This window comes from Lederbergia citrea (assembly GCF_018343525.1).
Taxonomy (GTDB): domain Bacteria; phylum Bacillota; class Bacilli; order Bacillales; family Bacillaceae_C; genus Lederbergia; species Lederbergia citrea.
In genome coordinates this window covers 1117578-1137767 of record NZ_JAGYPH010000002.1, presented here as the reverse complement: position 1 = coordinate 1137767, position 20190 = coordinate 1117578, and the positions used below count along the sequence as shown (strand labels likewise).

20 protein-coding genes, 1 tRNA gene, 1 rRNA gene and 1 pseudogene are annotated in these 20190 nt (G+C 39.2%); 10 read left to right on the top strand and 13 right to left on the bottom strand.

The genetic code is table 11. From position 1 onward, the window contains the following. Nucleotides 1–198, bottom strand: a 16S ribosomal RNA gene (locus KHA88_RS14525); the annotation flags it as partial. Between the two features lie 547 nt (nucleotides 199–745). After that, nucleotides 746–1672: a DMT family transporter gene (locus tag KHA88_RS14520; RefSeq protein ID WP_213097916.1), complete on the bottom strand. Its 927-nt coding sequence runs from the start codon at nucleotides 1670–1672 to the stop codon at nucleotides 746–748. A gap of 106 nt (nucleotides 1673–1778) precedes the next feature. Between KHA88_RS14520 and KHA88_RS14515 the strand changes: the two genes are divergently transcribed. The 4 genes and pseudogenes from KHA88_RS14515 (at nucleotide 1779) to KHA88_RS14500 (ending at nucleotide 4257) form a co-directional block, all read left to right on the top strand. Further along, nucleotides 1779–2471 (top strand): MgtC/SapB family protein, encoded by a 693-nt coding sequence (locus KHA88_RS14515; protein WP_213097917.1) that lies wholly within the window; start codon nucleotides 1779–1781, stop codon nucleotides 2469–2471. Between the two features lie 60 nt (nucleotides 2472–2531). Then, a tRNA-Ala gene (locus KHA88_RS14510) sits at nucleotides 2532–2604 on the top strand. 276 nt (nucleotides 2605–2880) lie between these two features. Next, nucleotides 2881–3708 (top strand): annotated as a pseudogene (locus tag KHA88_RS14505) (ComEC/Rec2 family competence protein); the annotation flags it as partial. A gap of 336 nt (nucleotides 3709–4044) precedes the next feature. Next, nucleotides 4045–4257: a DUF3006 domain-containing protein gene (locus KHA88_RS14500; protein WP_213097919.1), complete on the top strand. Its 213-nt coding sequence runs from the start codon at nucleotides 4045–4047 to the stop codon at nucleotides 4255–4257. 66 nt (nucleotides 4258–4323) lie between these two features. On the opposite strand, the gene KHA88_RS14495 is transcribed toward KHA88_RS14500, so the two are convergent. Further along, nucleotides 4324–5259, bottom strand: a complete 936-nt coding sequence (locus KHA88_RS14495) for a carbohydrate kinase family protein (protein WP_213097920.1) — start codon at nucleotides 5257–5259, stop codon at nucleotides 4324–4326. 213 nt (nucleotides 5260–5472) lie between these two features. Between KHA88_RS14495 and KHA88_RS14490 the strand changes: the two genes are divergently transcribed. Then, entirely contained in the window at nucleotides 5473–5850 is a 378-nt protein-coding gene (locus KHA88_RS14490; RefSeq protein ID WP_213097921.1) for a carboxymuconolactone decarboxylase family protein, read from the top strand. Between the two features lie 34 nt (nucleotides 5851–5884). Here KHA88_RS14490 and KHA88_RS14485 read toward each other — a convergent pair whose 3' ends face one another. Beyond that, nucleotides 5885–6622 (bottom strand): TerC family protein, encoded by a 738-nt coding sequence (locus KHA88_RS14485; protein ID WP_249313134.1) that lies wholly within the window; start codon nucleotides 6620–6622, stop codon nucleotides 5885–5887. Between the two features lie 180 nt (nucleotides 6623–6802). Between KHA88_RS14485 and KHA88_RS14480 the strand changes: the two genes are divergently transcribed. After that, nucleotides 6803–6979, top strand: coding sequence for a hypothetical protein (locus KHA88_RS14480; protein ID WP_213097923.1), 177 nt, complete (start codon nucleotides 6803–6805; stop codon nucleotides 6977–6979). Nucleotides 6980–7656: 677 nt separating this feature from the next. On the opposite strand, the gene KHA88_RS14475 is transcribed toward KHA88_RS14480, so the two are convergent. The 6 genes from KHA88_RS14475 to yugI form a co-directional block, all read right to left on the bottom strand. Continuing rightward, entirely contained in the window at nucleotides 7657–8061 is a 405-nt protein-coding gene (locus KHA88_RS14475; protein WP_213097924.1) for a YugN-like family protein, read from the bottom strand. Between the two features lie 118 nt (nucleotides 8062–8179). Next, entirely contained in the window at nucleotides 8180–9526 is a 1347-nt protein-coding gene (locus KHA88_RS14470) for a glucose-6-phosphate isomerase (RefSeq protein WP_213097925.1), read from the bottom strand. A gap of 118 nt (nucleotides 9527–9644) precedes the next feature. Next, a complete protein-coding gene (locus tag KHA88_RS14465) occupies nucleotides 9645–10889 on the bottom strand; it encodes a Glu/Leu/Phe/Val family dehydrogenase (protein ID WP_213097926.1) in 1245 nt (414 codons plus the stop codon). 44 nt (nucleotides 10890–10933) lie between these two features. Then, nucleotides 10934–12127 (bottom strand): ornithine--oxo-acid transaminase, encoded by a 1194-nt coding sequence (locus KHA88_RS14460; protein WP_213122275.1) that lies wholly within the window; start codon nucleotides 12125–12127, stop codon nucleotides 10934–10936. A 41-nt stretch (nucleotides 12128–12168) separates the two neighbouring features. After that, nucleotides 12169–13713, bottom strand: coding sequence for an L-glutamate gamma-semialdehyde dehydrogenase (gene pruA / locus KHA88_RS14455; protein WP_213122274.1), 1545 nt, complete (start codon nucleotides 13711–13713; stop codon nucleotides 12169–12171). Between the two features lie 131 nt (nucleotides 13714–13844). Continuing rightward, the gene (gene yugI / locus KHA88_RS14450; RefSeq protein WP_213097929.1) at nucleotides 13845–14237 is read right to left on the bottom strand and encodes a S1 domain-containing post-transcriptional regulator GSP13; all 393 of its coding nucleotides are present in this window, start codon (nucleotides 14235–14237) and stop codon (nucleotides 13845–13847) included. A 225-nt stretch (nucleotides 14238–14462) separates the two neighbouring features. Here yugI and KHA88_RS14445 point away from each other — a divergent pair, with 225 nt between their 5' ends. Together KHA88_RS14445 and KHA88_RS14440 are read left to right on the top strand one after the other, a co-directional pair. Beyond that, nucleotides 14463–15305, top strand: coding sequence for an alpha/beta fold hydrolase (locus KHA88_RS14445; protein ID WP_213122273.1), 843 nt, complete (start codon nucleotides 14463–14465; stop codon nucleotides 15303–15305). Between the two features lie 64 nt (nucleotides 15306–15369). Beyond that, nucleotides 15370–16524 carry a MalY/PatB family protein gene (locus KHA88_RS14440; RefSeq protein ID WP_213122272.1) on the top strand — a complete coding sequence of 385 codons (1155 nt, stop codon included), beginning with the start codon at nucleotides 15370–15372 and terminating at the stop codon, nucleotides 16522–16524. Between the two features lie 45 nt (nucleotides 16525–16569). On the opposite strand, the gene KHA88_RS14435 is transcribed toward KHA88_RS14440, so the two are convergent. The 3 genes from KHA88_RS14435 to KHA88_RS14425 all read right to left on the bottom strand — a co-directional run bounded on the left by KHA88_RS14435 (nucleotide 16570) and on the right by KHA88_RS14425 (nucleotide 18302). Beyond that, nucleotides 16570–17130, bottom strand: coding sequence for a superoxide dismutase family protein (locus KHA88_RS14435; protein ID WP_346729188.1), 561 nt, complete (start codon nucleotides 17128–17130; stop codon nucleotides 16570–16572). 87 nt (nucleotides 17131–17217) lie between these two features. Then, a complete protein-coding gene (locus KHA88_RS14430) occupies nucleotides 17218–17403 on the bottom strand; it encodes a hypothetical protein (protein WP_430413716.1) in 186 nt (61 codons plus the stop codon). A gap of 146 nt (nucleotides 17404–17549) precedes the next feature. After that, nucleotides 17550–18302, bottom strand: a complete 753-nt coding sequence (locus KHA88_RS14425) for a peptidylprolyl isomerase (RefSeq protein ID WP_249313131.1) — start codon at nucleotides 18300–18302, stop codon at nucleotides 17550–17552. Between the two features lie 121 nt (nucleotides 18303–18423). Here KHA88_RS14425 and kapB point away from each other — a divergent pair, with 121 nt between their 5' ends. Continuing rightward, nucleotides 18424–18819 carry a kinase-associated lipoprotein KapB gene (kapB, locus tag KHA88_RS14420; RefSeq protein ID WP_213122270.1) on the top strand — a complete coding sequence of 132 codons (396 nt, stop codon included), beginning with the start codon at nucleotides 18424–18426 and terminating at the stop codon, nucleotides 18817–18819. 144 nt (nucleotides 18820–18963) lie between these two features. Next, complete coding sequence (locus tag KHA88_RS14415; protein WP_213122323.1) at nucleotides 18964–20172, top strand: MFS transporter; 1209 nt, start codon at nucleotides 18964–18966, stop codon at nucleotides 20170–20172. Nucleotides 20173–20190 lie beyond the last annotated feature (18 nt).

Here is a 20190-nt window from a genome sequence, read left to right as displayed (position 1 = left end):
CCTCATGCGAGAAAAGAAGTTATCCGGTATTAGCTCCGGTTTCCCGAAGTTATCCCAGTCTTACAGGCAGGTTGCCCACGTGTTACTCACCCGTCCGCCGCTAACCTTTGGGAGCAAGCTCCCAAAGGTCCGCTCGACTTGCATGTATTAGGCACGCCGCCAGCGTTCGTCCTGAGCCAGGATCAAACTCTCATAAAAGTAGTTTGTTAGCTCATTTGCTGGTCTTGCTAAATTACTTGTTGACGTTTCGTTTCGTTCAGTTTTCAAAGATCAAATTTTCGTTTACCGCTTTTCACAGCGACCTTTATATCTTATCACTTATTCACTTAGCAGTCAACTACTTTTTTCTTTTTCTTAAGTTAGACTGTAATGTTTAAGTCCTTTTCTTTCGGACAGGTAATAATATACCATGGATTAATGTATAGTGCAATACTTTTTTAGAAAGTATTTTTCTGTCTTTCATGCATAATTATTTGATGAGCAAGTACATATATAATATCAAATCTTAATAATGATGGGAAGGAGAAACTTATGTGCTCACAAACATTGCACTGATCATCGCCCTATTGATGACAATTTACTTATTTTCTTTTTCTTATATAGAAGCTCTTCGAATATCAAATGCCGAGGATAAAGTTTATGGGGGTACTTTTGTTTTTTCTTCTATTATGGCTTTCGTATTTTCCGGCCTCACATATTTATTCATCTAAAAGCGGCAGCGCCCATTGGCAGCTGCCACTTCCTTTCATCCTTCCCCTTCTCCCATTTGCATAGGTTGCCTACGAATTTGGGAAGCTTTCGATTTCTTTTCATCAAATAGAAATAGCGAGACACTCAATATAACAATTAACCCTCCTAGCAGTTGTGTCCAAAGTATCTTTTCTTGAAGAATATAATAGGCAAGCAAAGCGGCGCCAACAGGCTCAAATAATATGGCCATGGAAATAGTCGAGGTACTTAGCCATTTTAAAGACCAATTAAAAAGGGTATGACCTAATAATGTTGGAACAATCGCCAGTAATAAAAAATACAACCAATCCATAGGTGGATAAGGATAAAATGCCGATCCGGAGGCAAGCACATAAAAAAACAGCACAATAGAACTAATTAAGTAAACAACAAAAGTATAAGTTACTAGTGAGATTCGCTTCCTGACATCTTGTCCAAAGAGCAGATAGGCTGTAATCAATCCGCAGGCTGCCAAAGCTAAAAAGTCTCCAAACAAAGCGGAGCCACTGATTTGAAAATCACCCCAACTAATAATAATGCTGCCAATAATAGCGATGACTGCACAAAGAATCGCTTTAAATGAAAATTTTTCTTTAAAAAATAAGAACGTACCAATAAAGGCGAATAAAGGTTGGAGGGTAACTAATACTGTAGAACTTGCGACAGATGTGTAATTTAGCGATTCAAACCATAGTATAAAGTGAAAAGCCAGAAATATACCGGCAATGATAGAAAATAACCAATCCCTTCTATTAATCATTTTAAGTTCTTTTATATACTTTGGGAAAAATACCGGTATCATAATAATTACACTTATAAATAAACGATAAAAAGCAACGACCCCGGCATCAGCTGTAGATAGTTTCACAAAAATGGCAGACGTCGATACGGTCAAAACGCCTATTGCCAACGCAAGGTAAGGGTTAATTCTTGGTGTATTCATTGTGTACTCCTTTTCTTTAAAATTAAATCACGCATGACTCATTTTATCTTTCTTATTATTTATTTTCCATAAATATTAAAAACATCATTATATAGGAGGAAGAAATTTGGAAATACTCGATTGGGATTTATTATTAAAATTAGGTATATCTGCTTTACTCGGATTAGTGATCGGCGTTGAGCGTGAATTAAAAAGAAAACCACTTGGATTAAAAACGAGTCTTGTCATTTCAATTATTAGCTGCTTATTAACGATTGTATCCATTGAATCAGCTTATATATTTCCTGGAAATGATGACATTAGAATTCAAATGGATCCGCTGCGCCTTGCAGCACAAATCGTTTCTGGGATCGGTTTCCTTGGAGCGGGGGTTATTTTAAGAAGAGGAAATGACCATATTTCAGGTCTTACGACCGCAGCCATGATTTGGGGCGCGGCAGGTATCGGGATAACGGTAGGCGCCGGTTTTTATGTAGAAGCTGTTGCTGGTGTTGTACTGCTTATCATTAGCGTTGAATTCATCCCTTTCGCCTTGGCAAAGCTTGGACCAAGAAAGCTATTAAAGAGAGATTTGATTATAAAAATTACGGTAAGTAAGCAGGAGAGTTTGGATAAAGTGCTAGAAAGACTTACAGAAGAAAAAATAACAGTAACACATACTCGAATAAAAGATTTAAAAGATGAATCCTCTCTTTTGCTTGAATTAAAAACGAGAGTAAGTGAAAAACGGCCAGTTACAAATATTTACTATACAATATCAAATATCGAGGATGTTCAAGGAATTGAGATAATTAGTTGAAAATAATGCTTGCACTTTTTTTAAAACTTACTATAATAGAAAATGTAGTTCATTTCGAACGGGGGATTAGCTCAGCTGGGAGAGCGCTACACTGGCAGTGTAGAGGTCAGCGGTTCGAGCCCGCTATTCTCCATAAAATAAAACGCCGTACCCTTTTATAGGATACGGCGTTTTTTTGTTTCTAAATTTCAGTATTGAATTTCTTTTTTTATTTTTATTATTTTATTGTAAAAATTTACCTCCAGTTTATAATTTTAAGGTCAGAAACCATGTCATACCTCCGACTAAGTTATTCAAATTAATAAGGGAATACATTTTAATCATATGAAAGGAAAATAGCAGAGAGCATTTTTTAATTTTTAAATTCATATAAATATAAGAAAATTAAACATACATCAAGGGAGACATCATGAAAAAAAGTAAAGTTATTATTTTATCAGTAATTACAATGTTGTTACTGTCTATTATGCCATTCACATCGACCGCAGCAACCAAAAATATGGTAGTTCACTTTATTGACGTTGGTCAAGGTGACTCTATTTATATTAAAACGCCTGCTGGTGAAAATATTCTTATTGATGCTGGAAATAAGGCAAAGGGGCATCAAGTTGTTGCATATTTAAAGAAGCAAAAGGTGAAAACGATTGATATTATGGTTGCAACACATCCTGATGCGGACCATATAGGCGGTTTAGATGAAGTGCTGGATGCTTTTGTTGTCAAAAACATTTATGCACCGAAGGTATCTCATACCACTCAGGCATACAGGGACTTTTTAAATGCTGTCAAGCGGGAAAAGAGGACGATTAAGACTGCTAAATCTGGAGTAAAGTTGCCTTTAAAGGATACATCAGTTACGGCTAAATTTATTGCTCCCGTAAATACTTATACGAAAAGCGATTTAAACAATTGGAGTGCTGTACTCCATATAAAATATAATAAAAACACCTTTTTATTCACGGGAGATGCTGAAGATAAATCTGAAAAAGATATGATCTCCAAGAAAGTGTTATCTAAGGTAGATGTGTTAAAAGTAAGTCATCACGGCGCAAAGGGAGCAACATCGAAAGAGTTTTTAAATATCGTTAAACCAAAATATGCGGTTATTAGCGTCGGCAAAGGAAATCGTTATAACCACCCTACCTCGGAAACATTAAATCGGCTTAATACAGCGCAAACAAAAGTGTACCGAACAGATAAGCAAGGTACGATTAAAGCTACTTCGAACGGCAGCACGATAAATTTTAATGTTCAATCAACGACCCAGCCCACTAGTCCTGCACCGAAACCTGTTTCTTATAAATTAACAGCAACATTGGATAATAAATCGCCAAAGCAATATTCAACGATCAATCTAACTGTAAAGGGCCTTCCAAATGGAACGAAGTACAAAGCAGTATTCAATTACAAGAGTACAAAAACGCCATATAACGGGACGGTTGGCAAAAAGCTGCCTGTAAAAATTAGCAGAGCTGCAAAAGGGTATACTGTAAAAGTTGATATTACCTCGACATATAAAGGAAAAACATATAAGACACAAACTTCCTTTACTCCAAAATAAGGATGTGACGTCGTGAAGGGAATCATCGATCGATTTGAGGAAAATTGGGTTGTAGTTGAAATCAATGGGAAAACAAAGGATTTTGACAAAACAATCTTCCCTAAGGAAGCAACTACAGGAGATGTGGTCAAAATTGAAGGTAATAAAGTTACAGTTTTGGCAGATGAAACTAAGAAACTTCGAAAAGAGGTCGAGGATTTGATGGAGGAGCTTTGGGAGGATTAAGCTTTTCAAAAAAAAGCTTGTATTGAAACTTACCTAGTTTTTATACAAGCTTTTTTTATGTTACTACTAGCTTAGATGATTATGTAAAAACTCTTCAACCTGTTCCCATGTTGGTACACTACTGGCACCACCAATTCTTAATGTCGCCATTGCCCCACATGCATTTGCGAATTTCAATAACTCTCTTTCTTTAATACCGGATAAGTATCCTGCTATTAGACCTGCATTAAATGAATCACCCGCCCCTGTTGTATCTACTGGAAGAATTTCAAAGGCCTTTTCCTTAATAACATCACTATCTTGATCAATTAGTACTGAGCCCTCTGCCCCTCTTTTTACCGCGACCACTCTTCTTTTATCGGGAAGATTTCCGATGATATCTTCTATACCATTTATTTGTAAGATTTGAAATAACTCTTTTTCGCTAGGAATGAAAAAGTCTGTAAACTCTAGCAATTTGATAATATTGTCTCGATCCCATTGATTATTGGGGTCCCAACCGGTATCAAATGAAGTGCTAATAGAATGTTTTTGAGCCTTCTCAAAAATCTCTTTCCATTTCTCCTTCATTTCCTCTTGGAGAAAATATGATCCAAAATGAATATGGTCTGCCTCCGCAAATAAAGATTCCGGCAAATATCTTTCGTGCAATTTAGGGATTGCCCCCATGTATGTTAATAATGCACGATCAACATTCGTTGAGAGGGATAGAGTAACTCCAGTTTTTAAATTCCGGTCGAACGTAACGTATTTTGCGTTTACACCATTTTTCTTTAGTTGCTCAGTACAAAAATGACCAAATGGATCGTCTCCCACAACCCCTACAAAATAAACATCGAATCCTAGACCTGCCAAACAACTTGCAGTAATTGCCGAGGAAGAACCAAGAGCCTGCTCAAAACCATCCACTAATTTTTCTTTATTCCACTCTGGTGTAACATCATTGCCTGTGAAGATTAAATCTACATTTAATTCTCCCAAGATAAATATTTTCTTTTTCATGAGTCTCCTCCTTCCAATTCGATTTCTCAACATGCACCTTTTAATAAACAAAAAATACAAAATAAACAATTTATTTGCAATCACCGAAATCATAGCATGGTTAATATTATTAGGTCAACCTCGTTAAAAGGCCGAGAGCTTTTTCGGTTTCAATCTAATGCGTTTTTTGTAGTATAACAAAAGGGCTGTTAGCAATACTATTCAGGAAAGGAGATGAATCAATTGGAACAAAAGGAGTTTATTGAATCGGCTTTGCAAGAATATAAAGAAGGACTTGGTACTTTTACTCAAAAAATGCCGAAGCTTGCTGAGGCATATAATGCTTTTACAAAGGCTTGTTTTGAGGAAGGAGCTTTACAACAAAAGGAGAAACAACTAATCGCTCTCGGTATCAGTATTTTCGCACAAGATGAATATTGCATTATTTATCATACAAAAGGCTGTTTGGATAGTGGCTGTAAGGAAGAAGAAATTCTTGAAACAGTAGGCGTGGCAGCAGCGTTTGGCGGAGGAGCTGCCATGAGCCAGGCGGTGACACTTGTGCTCCAAGCAATCGAGGAATTACAGAATACAGCATCTCAAAAAAAATAGACCGGCCAATTGAAATTGGCCGGTCCCTTTTTCATTAACCATATTGCTTTACTCTTCGTTTTGATGCTGCTTTTTTGTTTGAGGTGTATCCAGCTGTAAGTACAAGCGTCGTCAAAATAATAATAATCATATACGTTATAAGGCCATGGGAAATCCCTATAAATTCAATGATATGCTTGTCCCTCATAATCATTTCTCCTGCAGTCCAAGCAAGTATTCCTGAACCCACATAGCCTATCCAGCTATACTTCTCCATCGCTTTTACAATAAATTTCGAACCGAAAATCATAATTGGAATACTAATTGCTACTCCAATGGCAATCATCACAATATGTCCGTCCGCTGCACCTGCAACCGCAACAACATTATCAAGGCTCATGACAACATCCGCCATGATGATCGTTCCAATTGCTTTCATTAAGCCATTATGAGCGGATATATTTGTATCTTCTTCGCCACCGAGAAGCACTTTATAGGCAATCCAAAGAAGCAAAGCGCCTCCGATAATATTTACATATGGAATTTGTAATAGCCAAACGATAATAACAGCAAACAAGATACGTAAAGTAACGGCTCCAGCTGTTCCCCATAAAATCGCTTTATTTTGTTGTTCCTTCGGCAAATTTCTCGTTGCCATTGCAATCACGATTGCATTATCTCCTGAAAGGACAATATCAATCGCAATAATTTTCAAAAGAGCGATCATAGCAGCAGATGAAACTGTAATCCCTAGTATCGTAGTTGCTAATTCCATTCTTTTTCCTTCTTTCATTGGAACATATCTGTTCCAGCTTTCTTTCAACGCTATCCATTATAACACAGCCTATTGAATGACTGAAATAAAAAATGTTCGATATCACCAGACAGTCTGTCCAAGCAATGCACTTTACTTCTCAATATATTACTAACAAAGGCCGATCGGCTTTTAAAAATATTAAGGAGTGGGATATGTATGTTTTTTGAATTTGATGAAGAAGTAAGAGGTGTAGAAGAGCGCAGACGGCGGCGTCGGAGAAGGTTTATTTGTGAATGTCGGGAAGTAAGACATGAGCGATTCTGCGATGATTTTGATGATGTGAGAGGTATTCGTGAAGAGCGTGAGTGCGAAAGAGATTTTGATGACTTTTAGCAGGTAGCAAAAATTCTCTCTAGTAAATAAAGGGAACCGGACGGCTCTAATGTACATGATAGGTTTTTTCATGCATGTAGAAACCTTTCATCTATTTGTCAACGCTTCCAGCAGCAAAAACTTTCTCGATATAGATAAGTATATGAAAAATGGTCATTTTAACCAGACTGTCTGTCCAATCAATGCACGGCGTTCGTCAATATATTATTAACAAAGGCCGATAGGCTTTAAAAAATAATAAGGAGCGATTCGTAAATGTGGCATGACGATGATTTTTTTGAAAGGGAAGAATCCCGCAGACGACGTCGGAGAAGAGTAGAATGCGAATGTCGTGAAGAAAGAGGCGAGCATGAACGTGGTTGCGAACGTTGCGAGCATGAACGCGGTCGCGAATTCGAAAGAGAGGGACGTCGTTGCGGAAGTTGTATCTGTAGAGAAATAGCTGAATTGAGAAAGCTACAGAGAGTAGACTTATTTTTAAAAAGCAGCGAAGAAATTCGAAATGTAAGGTTCATTGACTTTGATGACGATTCTTGCTGTGCAAACTTTACAAAATGTCACGAAGAACATGACGAGTTAATAATCGTAAACTGCAGGGATGTTGTAGCACTTCGCATCAAATCTCAATAATCTTTATAGCGGAGGCTTTTTCAACCGAAAAAGCCTCCCATTTTTTTTCAAAATGCTAGCAAGGATTCTATTTCCTGAATAAGCTCTTTTCCCATTTGTACATACTGTTCATCAATCGTTCCGTCAGGATCCTGCGGCTCAGAAAATTGATTAAAAGCAGCCGACATATTACTGCTATCCGCATGGTCATCAAGACCTTTTTGGTATACATGTGATATTACGAATGGGGTTCCCATACTGACAATCACACCACGAGAATCAAGCTGACCCTCAACAGCGGTAAATGGTATACGTAAATATTGATATCCACCGTCGTCAGCCATTTTATAATCAAAGAATCCCCTGTCATAGTCCCAGTTCCCGCCAATCACATAGCCTTTTGGCTTCAGTAGCTGTTCAAGCTTATGTAAATTAAACCGTCTGCCTTCCAGCGTTGATTCAATTTGAATCATTTTTGCACACTCCTTTGTTTTCTTTTATTGTCCCAAAGAAAACAAAAGCTATACTTTTTATCAATATGAAGAAAAAGAGGCCCCTTCGATCAGTCGAAGGGCCTCCTTACTTCATAAATTATAAACGTTTTTCCAGCTCTGCTTTTTTCTCTTCAAAGCCCGGTTTTCCAAGAAGTGCGAACATATTCACTTTATAAGCTTCCACGCCTGGTTGGTCAAATGGATTGACGCCGAGTAAGTAACCACTTAAGGCACATGCCTTTTCAAAGAAGTAAACTAGGTATCCAAATGTGTATGCGTCCATTGCAGGAATTTCAACGACTAAGTTTGGCACCCCGCCGTCTGTATGAGCCAATAATGTACCTTCAAAAGCTTTATCATTCACGAAATCAACGGTTTTGCCTTCAAGATAATTCAATCCGTCTAGATCGCTCGCCTCACTTTCAATGACAATTTCATGTCGTGACGATTGAACCTTAATGACGGTTTCGAACAGATCACGGCGACCTTCTTGTACGTATTGTCCAAGCGAATGCAAGTCTGTTGAAAAGTTAGCCGATGCAGGAAAAATTCCTTTTTGGTCTTTTCCTTCACTTTCTCCAAATAGCTGTTTCCACCACTCTGAAAAATATTGCAGCCCAGGTTCATAATTAATGAGCATTTCGATTGTTTTGCCTTTATTGTAAAGAACGTTTCGGATCGCCGCGTATTGATAAGCGATATTTTTTTCAAGTTCAGGGCTACTGAATTCGTCTCGTGCATCAGCTGCCCCCTTCATCATTTCCTCGATTTCAACACCGCTTACTGCAATAGGGAGCAATCCAACTGCTGTCAATACAGAATATCGGCCACCGACATCATCCGGAATGACAAATGTTTCATAGCCTTCTTCATTAGAAAGAGTCTTGAGTGCACCTTTTGTTTGATCCGTCGTTGCATATATTCTTGACTTAGCTTCTTCTCTTCCGTATTTTTCTTCGAGCAATTTACGGAAAATCCGGAATGCAAGAGCAGGTTCTGTCGTAGTACCTGACTTGGAAATAACGTTAATAGAAAAATCTTTCCCATCTAGCAGGTCCATCACATCGGTCATATATGTAGAACTAATATTATTTCCAACAAATAGAACTTGTGGGGTTTTTCGCTTATCTTTCGGAAGAGCATTGTAAAAGCTGTGGTTAAGCATTTCAATGGCTGCACGAGCACCCAAATAAGAACCGCCTATGCCGATTACTAGCAATACATCACTGTCACTCTTAATTTTTTCCGCCGCTTTTTGAATGCGGGAAAATTCTTCACGATTGTAGTCAACCGGGAGGTCAATCCACCCAAGGTAATCGTTGCCTGCTCCAGTCTTTTCATGCAATTGATTATGCGCAGTTTGTACAGCTGCTTGCAAATAGGTAATTTCATGCTCTCCAAAAAAACCAAGTGCCTTTGAATAATCTAACTTAATATGTCCCATGATATACCTCCCAAAATGGTCGCAAAACCTATATGGTAATACTCTAGCTGAACATGAAAAGATTTTCAAGAAATAAGAAAAGCGGAGACGCCTATTTTAGGCGCTTCCGCTTTTGTTCTTAAACCCATCCTCTAAATCTAGATGCTTCCGCTACGTTACGCATGCCTACCATATATGCCGCAAGACGCATATTTACTCTGCGACTCTCGGCCGTATTATAGACATTTTCAAATGCGTTGACAAGCTTAGTTTGTAGTTTTTCATTCACTTCTTCTTCAGTCCAATAATAGCCCTGATTGTTTTGAACCCACTCAAAATAGGATACGGTTACGCCTCCTGCACTTGCCAAAACATCTGGAACAAGTAAAATACCTCGTTCCGTTAAAATTTTTGTTGCTTCCTCAGTAGTCGGGCCATTAGCAGCCTCAACCACAATGGAGGCTTTAATATTAGGTGCATTATCAGCAGTTATTTGGTTGGCGACCGCTGCTGGTACAATAATGTCACAATCAAGTTCAAATAGTTCTTTATTTGTTATTGTATTTTCAAATAATGTTGTTACTGTTCCAAAGCTGTCTCGGCGGTCAAGCAAATAATCAATATCAAGTCCATCTGGATCATGGAGTGCTCCGTAGGCATCAGAGATACCTACGATTTTTGCCCCAGCATCATAAAGGAACTTAGACAGGAAGCTTCCTGCGTTACCGAACCCTTGAATGACAATTCTTGCATCTTTCAAATCTATTCCACGTTTCTTTGCAGCTTCTTCAATACAAATTGTTACACCTTGGGCAGTTGCTTTCTCCCTGCCTTGGGAACCACCAAGCACGATTGGTTTCCCAGTGATAAAACCTGGAGAATCATTTTCACGAAGTCGGCTATACTCATCCATCATCCAAGCCATGATTTGGGAGTTAGTGTACACGTCTGGTGCAGGTATATCTTTTGTCGGTCCAACCACTTGGCTGATTGCACGAACATATCCACGGCTGAGACGTTCAATTTCACCCATCGACATTGTACGTGGATCACAAATGATGCCGCCTTTACCACCACCATATGGAAGATTGACAATCCCGCATTTAATACTCATCCACATGGACATTGCCTTTACTTCTTCCTCAGTCACTTCTGGGTGGAAACGGACACCGCCTTTTGTTGGGCCAACTGAGTCATTATGCTGTGCACGAAATCCTGTATAAACATTAACTGAACCGTCGTCCATCCGAACTGGAATCCGGACTGTCAACATTCTCATCGGTTCTTTAAGGAGCTCATACATTTCTTCGCCAAAACCAAGCTTGTTGAGGCCATCTTTAATTACCTCTTGTGTTGATGTAAATAAGTTTAGATTTTCTGCCATCGTTTTTTTCGCCTCTTTATTGTGTAATCAGATTAATTATATCATTATGAAAGAACTTTTTTAATACGTTCAATCGCCCAATCCAATTCCTCTTTTGTAATAATCAATGGAGGTGCAAAGCGGATGACGGTGTCATGTGTTTCCTTGCAAAGAAGCCCTTCTGTTTTTAAAGCTTCGCAATATGGGCGTGCATTTTCAGTCAACTCGACACCAATGAATAACCCTTTGCCTCTTACTTCCTTTATCGCCGGATGTTCGATTTCTTTTAATTTTGACATAAAATATTGCCCAAGTTCAAGCGATCGCTCGGAAAGCTTTTCATTTTCAATTACCTCAAGGGCTGCAATTGACACTGCGCATGCGAGCGGATTGCCTCCAAAGGTAGAACCATGTGATCCTGGGTTAAAGACTCCGAGAATGTCACGGTTTGCTGCCACACAGGAGATTGGGTATACTCCGCCCCCTAGCGCTTTCCCTAACACATACATATCGGGTTCGACGCCATCCCAATCGCAGGCAAACATTTTTCCGGTGCGTCCAAGTCCTGCTTGAATTTCATCAGCAATAAATATAACATTATTTTCTCTACAAAGCTCATAAGCCGCTTTCAAAAATCCGGCAGGTGGGATGATAATGCCGGCTTCTCCTTGGATAGGCTCAATCAAAAATGCTGCTGTTTCGGGAGTAATTGCCTGTTTCAGTGCTTCTAGATCGCCATATGGAATCAGCTGGATACCAGGAAGCATTGGTCCGAAGCCACTTTTATATTCTTCTTCAGAGGAAAGGGAAACTGCAGTCATTGTTCTTCCATGAAAATTGCCTTCACAAGCGATGATTTTAGCCTTATTATTAGCAACACCTTTTACTTCATACGCCCAGCGCCTCGCAGCTTTGATTGCTGTTTCCACTGCTTCTGCGCCAGTGTTCATTGGCAATACCATATCTTTATTCGTCAGGTTGCAAATTTTTTCATACCAAGGGCCAAGTTGATCGCTATGAAAAGCGCGGGAGGTCAATGTTACCCTGTCAGCTTGATCTTTTAAAGCTTGAATAATTTTTGGATGGCGGTGGCCTTGGTTAACCGCCGAATATGCACTCAACATATCCAGATATTTTTTTTCTTCAGGGTCTTTTATCCATACCCCTTGTGCTTCCGAAATAACAATTGGAAGCGGATGATAATTTTTCGCACCGTATTTATCGGTTTGTTCTATTATTTCTTTTGTATTTATCGTCATCTCTATCAATCCCCTGTCGAATTTATGACTTGTGAAGAGAATTAATACATTTCAGACGTGGTTTTTGCCTGTAAATGCAATAGGAGGTAATCTGGACCCCCAGCTTTTGAATCTGTACCGGACATATTAAATCCTCCAAATGGCTGATAGCCGACGATCGCGCCTGTGCAGCCACGGTTGAAATACAGATTGCCGACATGGAATTCTTGGCGGGCAAACTCCATATGTTCACGGTTATTCGTAATAACTGCACCGGTTAATCCAAAGTCTGTGTTATTCGCAATTTGAATGGCCTCTTTAAAATTCTTTGCTTTTGCAAAAGCAACAACAGGTCCAAAAATTTCTTCTTTCATTAATCGTGCTTCCGGATCAAGCCCGGCGAAAATCGTTGGGTTTACGAAGTAGCCCTTAGAGTCGTCTCCATCTCCACCCACCTTTAGTTCTCCTTCTTCCTTGCCAATTTCTATATAATTCATTATTTTATCGTACGCATTTTGGTCATTTACGGGACCCATAAAGTGAGCCTGAGTTTCCGGATTCCCAATTGTTAATTCCTTTGTTAACGCAACGGCACGTTCCAGCACCTGATTATATACATCTTCCACAATAATTGCACGTGAACACGCCGAGCATTTTTGACCTGAAAATCCAAAGGAAGATTTAACAATGGACTGGGAAGCTAATTCAAGGTCGGCATCCTTGTCCACTACGATTGTATCTTTACCGCCCATTTCGGCGATGACACGCTTTAGCCAAATTTGGCCTTCATTCACTTTCGAGGCACGCTCGTAAATACGAGTCCCCACTTCCCGGGATCCTGTAAAACTAATAAAACGCGTTTTCGGATGATCTACCAAGTAGTCTCCTACTTCAGAGCCGCTTCCAGGTATATAATTGACGACCCCTTTTGGCATACCCGCTTCTTCTAGTACTTCAATAAACTTTGCTGCTATTACTGGCGTTGTTGATGCTGGTTTTAATAATACCGTATTTCCGGTTACCATTGCGGCAACAGTCGTTCCTGCCATTATAGCAAGCGCAAAATTCCAAGGAGAAATGACGACGCTTACACCAAGCGGTATATAATCGTAGCGATTGTATTCACCGGGACGGCTTTCTACACGTTTTCCATCCTTTAACTCTATCATTTGCCGTGCATAATATTCCAAAAAGTCAATCGCTTCTGCTGTATCTGCATCTGCTTCATTCCAAGGCTTCCCTGCTTCTTTCACTAAAAGTGCGGAAAATTCATGTTTACGGCGACGAATAATCGTAGCTGCTTTAAATAAAACATCTGCTCGAAATTCGGCTTTTGTTTTTTTCCATGTCTCAAAAGCTGCAAGTGCACTGTTCATTGCTTTTTCTGCAAGCTCCTTGTTTGCTTTTGATACACGGCCGACTATTTCTTCTTTATTAGATGGATTAACAGACACTATTTTTTCTTCAGTAGTAATGCGTTCACCGCCAATAATGAGCGGATACTCTTGACCAAGATAGCTTTTTACCAGATGTAAACCTGCTTCAAATGCTTGTTTATTCTCTTCTTTTGAAAAGTCTGTAAAAGGTTCATGTTTATAAGGAATCACGTTATTTCCTCCCCTTGTGACTTATTTTCGGTCAAATAAATAGTAACATATTTTCAATCCGAGCGATATTATTACTAGTGACAAAAAAGAGAGGATCTCCCCCTAAATGAAGGATATCCTCTCCTGGAAAATTATTTTTTTATTAAATCATTTCGTTCAGATTGATCGATCCACTCTTGGAGCTTATCTTTTAACGTGTTGAAGCCTTCATTTCCAGTGTCCTCTGTTTTCACCGTACCTTGGCGACGAGGTTTTTTTGGCTCCTGTTGTTGCTTCGGTGCTTCTTCTGTTGCTCGAATCGACAGGCTAATTTTTCCCTTTGCCTCATCAACATTCAGTACCTTTACCTTTACTTCATCCCCGACTGATAAAAATTCGTTAATGTCTTTTACAAAGCCATGTTTAATTTCAGAAATGTGGACAAGCCCTTGTGTTTGGTCGTCTAGCGCAACAAACGCTCCATACGCTTGAATACCTGTTACCTTTCCTGTAATTACATCGCCTGTTTCATATTTTGTAGTCATGGAAACACTCCTAGTTTATATTAGATTTTCTCCTATTTTACGCAATTGTAAATTATAACATAGAGAATGCTTAGAATCAAAGTTGTTCCACATGGCTTATAGAAATTTTTCCCCAAGCAAACCCTTTCAAACCTCTTTATGTTTGCAATTTTTTTCTATTTTGTTTCACAGTCGTTTTTATTTTCTTCTTAAAACAGGGTAAAGTATATATTAAGAGGTGATACAATGCAGGAAATTCCTTCTACCCATTGCGTTAAGATCAATGACATTGATCTTTATTATGAAAAATACCTTCATTCACAATCGAAAAATACCATTGTTTTGCTGCATGGATTTTTATCGTCTTCCTTTAGCTTCCGTAAGCTCGTACCGTTATTGATTAAAGATTTTAATCTTATTTTGATAGACCTCCCTCCATTTGGAAAAAGCGGTAAAGCAAGGAATTATCGCTATTCTTATGAAAGCGTTTCAAAAACAGTGCTTCAGTTGCTTGAGAAAATGGGTGATCAAAATATATATGCCGCCGGTCACTCTATGGGGGGACAAATTGTTTTAAACATGCTGAATCAGCGACCTGGTTTTATCAAAAAAGGCATACTTTTATCCAGTTCGGGATATTTGCCACGATCTAAGAAACACCTCGTATTATCATCCTATCTACCATTTTTTCATCGATTCGTGAAATACCATTTAGGAAAAACCGGTGTGATCGGCAATTTAAATCATGTTGTTTATGATAAAGCGATCATAGATGAAGAAATGATTAACGGTTATTCGGCACCTTTTGATGATCCGTATATTTTCCGCGCGCTTACAAAAATGATTCGCCATCGGGAAGGAGACCTTGACTCTAAGGTGCTCCTTACCATTGATACACCCTGCCTGCTTATATGGGGAGAACATGATCGTGTCGTGCCCCCCGATATTGGCAAGCGCCTTGCCAATGATTTGCCAAATTCAAAGCTTGTCATCCTCTCAGGAGCCGGCCACTTAATTCCTGAAGAAAAGCCTGAAGAGGTGTTTGAAGAAATTCAGAATTTTATCCAAAGTGATCAATCCTTTTCTTGAAATTCATTTATTGTAGACATATGATTGGAGAAATGAGCTTTTCACTCAAGGAGGGAGAAATAAAATGGACAAGTTTATTGATAGAAAAAATACTTCATCGGTGAAATGGGATGGTATGAAAGCCGTCTTCGGAAAGGATGATTTACTGCCAATGTGGGTGGCCGACATGGATTTTCGTCCGCCTGAACCAGTGCTCGAGGCGATGAAACACCGCTTGGAGCATGGGATTTTCGGCTATACGATTGTGGAAGAGAGCACTGAAAATGCGATTGTCAGCTGGATAAAAAAACGCCATAGGTGGGAAATCAAACCTGCATGGCTAAGGTACAGCCCTGGAGTTGTTCCATCGATTGGTACTGCGATTCGGGCCTTTACTGAACCGGGAGATAAAGTTCTTCTGCAGTCACCAGTTTACACTCCTTTTTTTAATATGATTGAAAACAATATGAGAGAGGTAGTTAATTCTCCTTTGCAAATGAAAAATGGAAGATATGAAATAGATTTCAATGATTTTGAAGAAAAGTTAAAAAGCGGAGTAAAGTTATTTTTATTATGCAGCCCGCATAATCCCGGAGGAAGAGTATGGACAAAAGATGAACTCGTAACAATGGCCGAGCTTTGTAGAAAATACGGTGTTATCATTGCTTCCGATGAAATACATGCCGATCTTGTAGCTCCTCCGTTTAAACATATCCCCATTGGTTCTTTAGAGCCTTCTTATGCGGACTTTACACTAACCTTTATGGCTCCGAGCAAGACTTTTAACCTTGCAGGTTTGCAGTCATCATTTATGGTTGTACCGAATGAAGACATGCGGAAAAAGATATCCGAAATCCATATGAAAGAGGGCTTTTTTACATTAAATACTTTCGGGACCATTGCAATGGAAGCCGCTTATTTACACGGTGAGCAATGGTTGGATGACGTACTTGCATACATACGTTCAAATATAGAGTTTGTCAAAACGGAATTAGCAGCCAATCTTCCTGAGCTAGAAGTGATTGAACCAGAAGGATCCTATCTCATCTGGATTGATTGTAGTAAAACCGGCTTGGAAGATAAAGAGTTGCCTGAAAAATTGCTGGAAAAAGGCAAGCTTGCAGTAAATTTCGGAGATGCCTATGGACCAGGCGGCGAAAACTTTATTCGGCTAAATATAGCTTGTCATCGCTCGATTGTGGAAGAAGGGCTAAAAAGGCTGAAACAGGCATTTAGTTAGAGTGAATGTTGCAGGCAGATAGTATTTAATCTATCTGCCCTATCCTTACATCGGCTTAGGCTTCGTCTTATTTGGCTTCTTACTTACTGGCTTTCGATCTTTTGATATTTCTCCACATGCTATTCTTTCTCCAGAATCCCCTGCCGGCTGTGTCATTCCGTCATCTGTTCCAGCATGAATAACGATCGATGTACCGTCCTTTGTGTATAAGGTTTTTTTACTTTCTTCCAAAGTAACTTCTTTCGCAGTAAAAGACACCTTCGCTTTTCCATCTTCTCCGACAACTAAGTTAGGCAAATCCCCAGCGTGTGCCCCTTTTGGATTGAGAAGTCCGTGTTCTTTTTTATCGGGATTATAATGATCTCCCGCTGAAAGGAATTCAGGTGGTGTACAAGTTCCTTGATTATGAATATGGATGGCGTGTTCGCCTGGTGACAGCCCTTTTAGATTTACGGAGAATTTAACCCCTGCAGCCTGCTCCTTAAGCTTAATTTTCCCGAGTGAATCTCCATCTCCGTTTTTCATATCAATGTCTAATTCTTTTGGAAGTTTATTTGTACATCCTATTAGAAAAAGGCAAACAATGAGCAAAAAATACTTTTTCACGCTTAACCCTCCGTCAAAGATCCATTTTCTCCTCATTGTTGCCATGAAAAAAGTGATTTATCCGATGAATTAGAAAAAGCACCTATCTCATAGATGCTCGTTTTGCCGTTCGCGATTAATCTGCTCTTCTAATTCCTTTGTTTTGGCCTCTTGCTTTTTAGAAACCCTTTTTATCAGCACAAAAGTAAGTATAGCAACGATTCCAAATATCGTCATAGTGATAGCAGCGGGAATATATTCCGATTTATCTTCGGGGAAATATAGAAATGGCATATATAGAACAAAAGAATTGATGATAGAGATCAAGGAAAACATCCTTTCCATTATCGATATACTCAAATTATATCAATTTATGTCTTTCAACACCAACGACAATATTGTGAAAAGAAATGAAAAGCCGCCAAAATGGCGGCTTCTCGCTATTCTTTAATAATATCGATACTTTCAATCACAACGTCTTCAAGAGGTTTGTCTCCAGGAGCAGTTTTTACATTTGCAATCTGGTCGACAACGTCCATCCCTTCAACTACTTGTCCAAACACTGTGTGTTTGTGGTCAAGATGCGGCGTTCCGCCATTTTCAATGTACGCATCGATGATTTCTTTCGGGAATCCCGCACTTTCAAGTTGGCTTTTCAAGCGTGGATCCATTTTGCTGTTTTGGACAATAAAAAATTGGCTGCCATTTGTATTAGGGCCTGCATTTGCCATCGAAAGGGCACCACGTAAGTTGAAAAGCTCCATAGAGAATTCATCTTCAAAGGAATCTCCGTAAATGCTTTCTCCGCCTCTTCCGGTTCCAGTTGGGTCTCCACCTTGAATCATGAAATCTGGAATAACACGGTGGAAGATAATTCCGTTATAGTAGCCATCTTTTGCATGAGTCACAAAGTTTTCTACTGTTTTAGGTGCCTGCTTTGGAAAAAGTTTGATTTTGATGGAGCCCATATTTGTATTCATTTGCACCAATTTTTCATCTTCAGCCACTTCTGTTGTTAATTGTGGATAAACTACTTGTTCAGTCATTTCTGCATCTCCTTCTTTCTTCTCAGATTGATCATTGCTCGTTACTTCTTCATCCGTTAGCTTTATTTCGCTTCCATTTTTTGTACCACAGGCACTTAAAGTGAAAATGAAAAGCAAAATAAAAAACATTCCTTGAAATTTCTTCATAACCAAGCCCTCCAAAAAACACTTTACAGGATTTCCAGAAAAAAATCACCCTTCTTTCATTTTCCAAACGACTATCTCATAATAGAGAGTATTGGAGGATTATACAGGAGGAGGTTATTTCATGGAAATTGGACAAATTGTAACAGCTTTTAATAAAACGGGCAAATATATTGGAGAAATTACCAATGTACGACAAGATACATACACAGTTCGCATTTTATCAGTGTTAACTCATCCGAAACAAGGTGATTTACACAACCCAAATCAAGTTGATGTCCCTTTTTTCCACGAAAGGAAGGCACTTGCCTTTCGGGAACAGGCGAATATTCCGTTAAAAATGGTAAAGCCTTTTGAAGGAGAGTTTCCTAATTATAACGATTCATTGAAAGCTGCCGTTGAAAAATTATCCGGAGAATTGGAGTCTAAACCGGAAGACGCATATTACATGCGCAGCCTCGAAGCTTTGAGAGGTGTCATAAAAGAGTATGAACTAATGTATTCCATTAAATTTGAATAAACAGAGGCCCAATCAGGTCGATTGGGCCATTTTTTTACTTACTGACGCTGCTGCTATCGAGGCTACAAGGTTGAATTTTACAACGTTTAATTTATACTAATATTTAGGAAACCGAAATAATTAATATTTAAGAAGGTGTTTTATATTAGTATCAAAAAGCGCAATCTGCTCATTATGTGGATATGTAACTTCCTAGTGGCAGCTAGTGCAACGATGGTTCTTCCATTTATCTCCCTGTATATTAGTACATTTGGAGATTTCAGCAGCGATTATGTTCAGCGGTGGTCAGGTTTTGTTTTTGGTGTTACTTTTTTGACCGCCTTTTTAGTATCACCTCTGTGGGGTAGGGTTGGTGATAAATATGGATTTAAGCCGATTCTCCTTATAACCGGATACGGAATTGCCATCTCCATTTTCTTCATGGGTATCATGAACAGTGTCATGGGTCTTTTCATTTTAAGAATGCTCATGGGTGTGGTCACTGGTTTCATCCCAACCTCTATTGCCCTCATATCAAAACAAACATCCAAAAATGAAGCTGGTAAAACACTTGGCACTCTTCAAATGGGCAATGTGGCAGGAAGTCTCTTCGGACCATTGATTGGCGGAATGATGGCAGACACTTTCGGCTTTCAATACACATTCATCATCACAGCTGCTTCCATTATCATTGCGACAACAGTCGTCTTATTCGGCATCAAAGAAATTAAACAGCCTGAAAATGTAAAAACAAGAAATCCTCACACTCGAAAAGACGTGATCAAATTAATCCTAAATCGTCGCATGCTCATCATGGTGATGATTATTGCCTTAATTATTCAAGTAGGTAATTTCAGCATTCAACCCCTCCTCGCTCTTTATGTAAGCGAATTGACGAGAGTAGGCAGCGTAGCCTTTCTGTCAGGTTTAGCATTTTCAGCAACCGGGTTTGGCAATTTGCTTCTCACTCGGCAATGGGGAAAACTAGGAGATGACATTGGGTACGAAAAAGTATTAATGATTCTTCTGGCGCTCGCTGCGATATTAATTGTTCCACAAGCGCTTGTGACCGAACTTTGGCAGCTTGTTCTATTAAGATTCTTATTTGGTATGGCCGTAGGTGGCATGCTCCCTTGCATTACCGCTTATATTCGAATGGAGGCACCACTTGAGATGCAAGGGGAAGTACTTGGATATAATCAAAGCTTCCGCTTCCTTGGAAATGTGGTTGGACCTGCTCTTGGCGGAATTGTAGCAGGCCAGGCAGGGATTTCCTCCGTCTTTTATGTAACAGGTGCTTTATTCTTATTCGCATTCGGCCTTCTTTGGTGGAGTATTAGACATGAACACGAAAATGTAAGGGAAAGTTATTGAATGGCAGCCTCCATTTTA

What these genes read in the sequence shown, in the direction of transcription:
- KHA88_RS14520 (WP_213097916.1), bottom strand. Translation starts at nt 1,672, where the DNA reads ATGAATACACCAAGAATTAACCCTTACCTTGCGTTGGCAATAGGCGTT.
- KHA88_RS14495 (WP_213097920.1), bottom strand. Translation starts at nt 5,259, where the DNA reads ATGAAAAAGAAAATATTTATCTTGGGAGAATTAAATGTAGATTTAATC.
- KHA88_RS14490 (WP_213097921.1), top strand. Translation starts at nt 5,473, where the DNA reads ATGAATCAATTGGAACAAAAGGAGTTTATTGAATCGGCTTTGCAAGAA.
- KHA88_RS14485 (WP_249313134.1), bottom strand. Translation starts at nt 6,622, where the DNA reads ATGAAAGAAGGAAAAAGAATGGAATTAGCAACTACGATACTAGGGATT.
- KHA88_RS14480 (WP_213097923.1), top strand. Translation starts at nt 6,803, where the DNA reads ATGTTTTTTGAATTTGATGAAGAAGTAAGAGGTGTAGAAGAGCGCAGA.
- KHA88_RS14475 (WP_213097924.1), bottom strand. Translation starts at nt 8,061, where the DNA reads ATGATTCAAATTGAATCAACGCTGGAAGGCAGACGGTTTAATTTACAT.
- KHA88_RS14470 (WP_213097925.1), bottom strand. Translation starts at nt 9,526, where the DNA reads ATGGGACATATTAAGTTAGATTATTCAAAGGCACTTGGTTTTTTTGGA.
- KHA88_RS14465 (WP_213097926.1), bottom strand. Translation starts at nt 10,889, where the DNA reads ATGGCAGAAAATCTAAACTTATTTACATCAACACAAGAGGTAATTAAA.
- KHA88_RS14460 (WP_213122275.1), bottom strand. Translation starts at nt 12,127, where the DNA reads ATGACGATAAATACAAAAGAAATAATAGAACAAACCGATAAATACGGT.
- yugI (WP_213097929.1), bottom strand. Translation starts at nt 14,237, where the DNA reads ATGACTACAAAATATGAAACAGGCGATGTAATTACAGGAAAGGTAACA.
- KHA88_RS14445 (WP_213122273.1), top strand. Translation starts at nt 14,463, where the DNA reads ATGCAGGAAATTCCTTCTACCCATTGCGTTAAGATCAATGACATTGAT.
- KHA88_RS14440 (WP_213122272.1), top strand. Translation starts at nt 15,370, where the DNA reads ATGGACAAGTTTATTGATAGAAAAAATACTTCATCGGTGAAATGGGAT.
- KHA88_RS14430 (WP_430413716.1), bottom strand. Translation starts at nt 17,403, where the DNA reads ATGCCATTTCTATATTTCCCCGAAGATAAATCGGAATATATTCCCGCT.
- KHA88_RS14425 (WP_249313131.1), bottom strand. Translation starts at nt 18,302, where the DNA reads ATGAAGAAATTTCAAGGAATGTTTTTTATTTTGCTTTTCATTTTCACT.
- kapB (WP_213122270.1), top strand. Translation starts at nt 18,424, where the DNA reads ATGGAAATTGGACAAATTGTAACAGCTTTTAATAAAACGGGCAAATAT.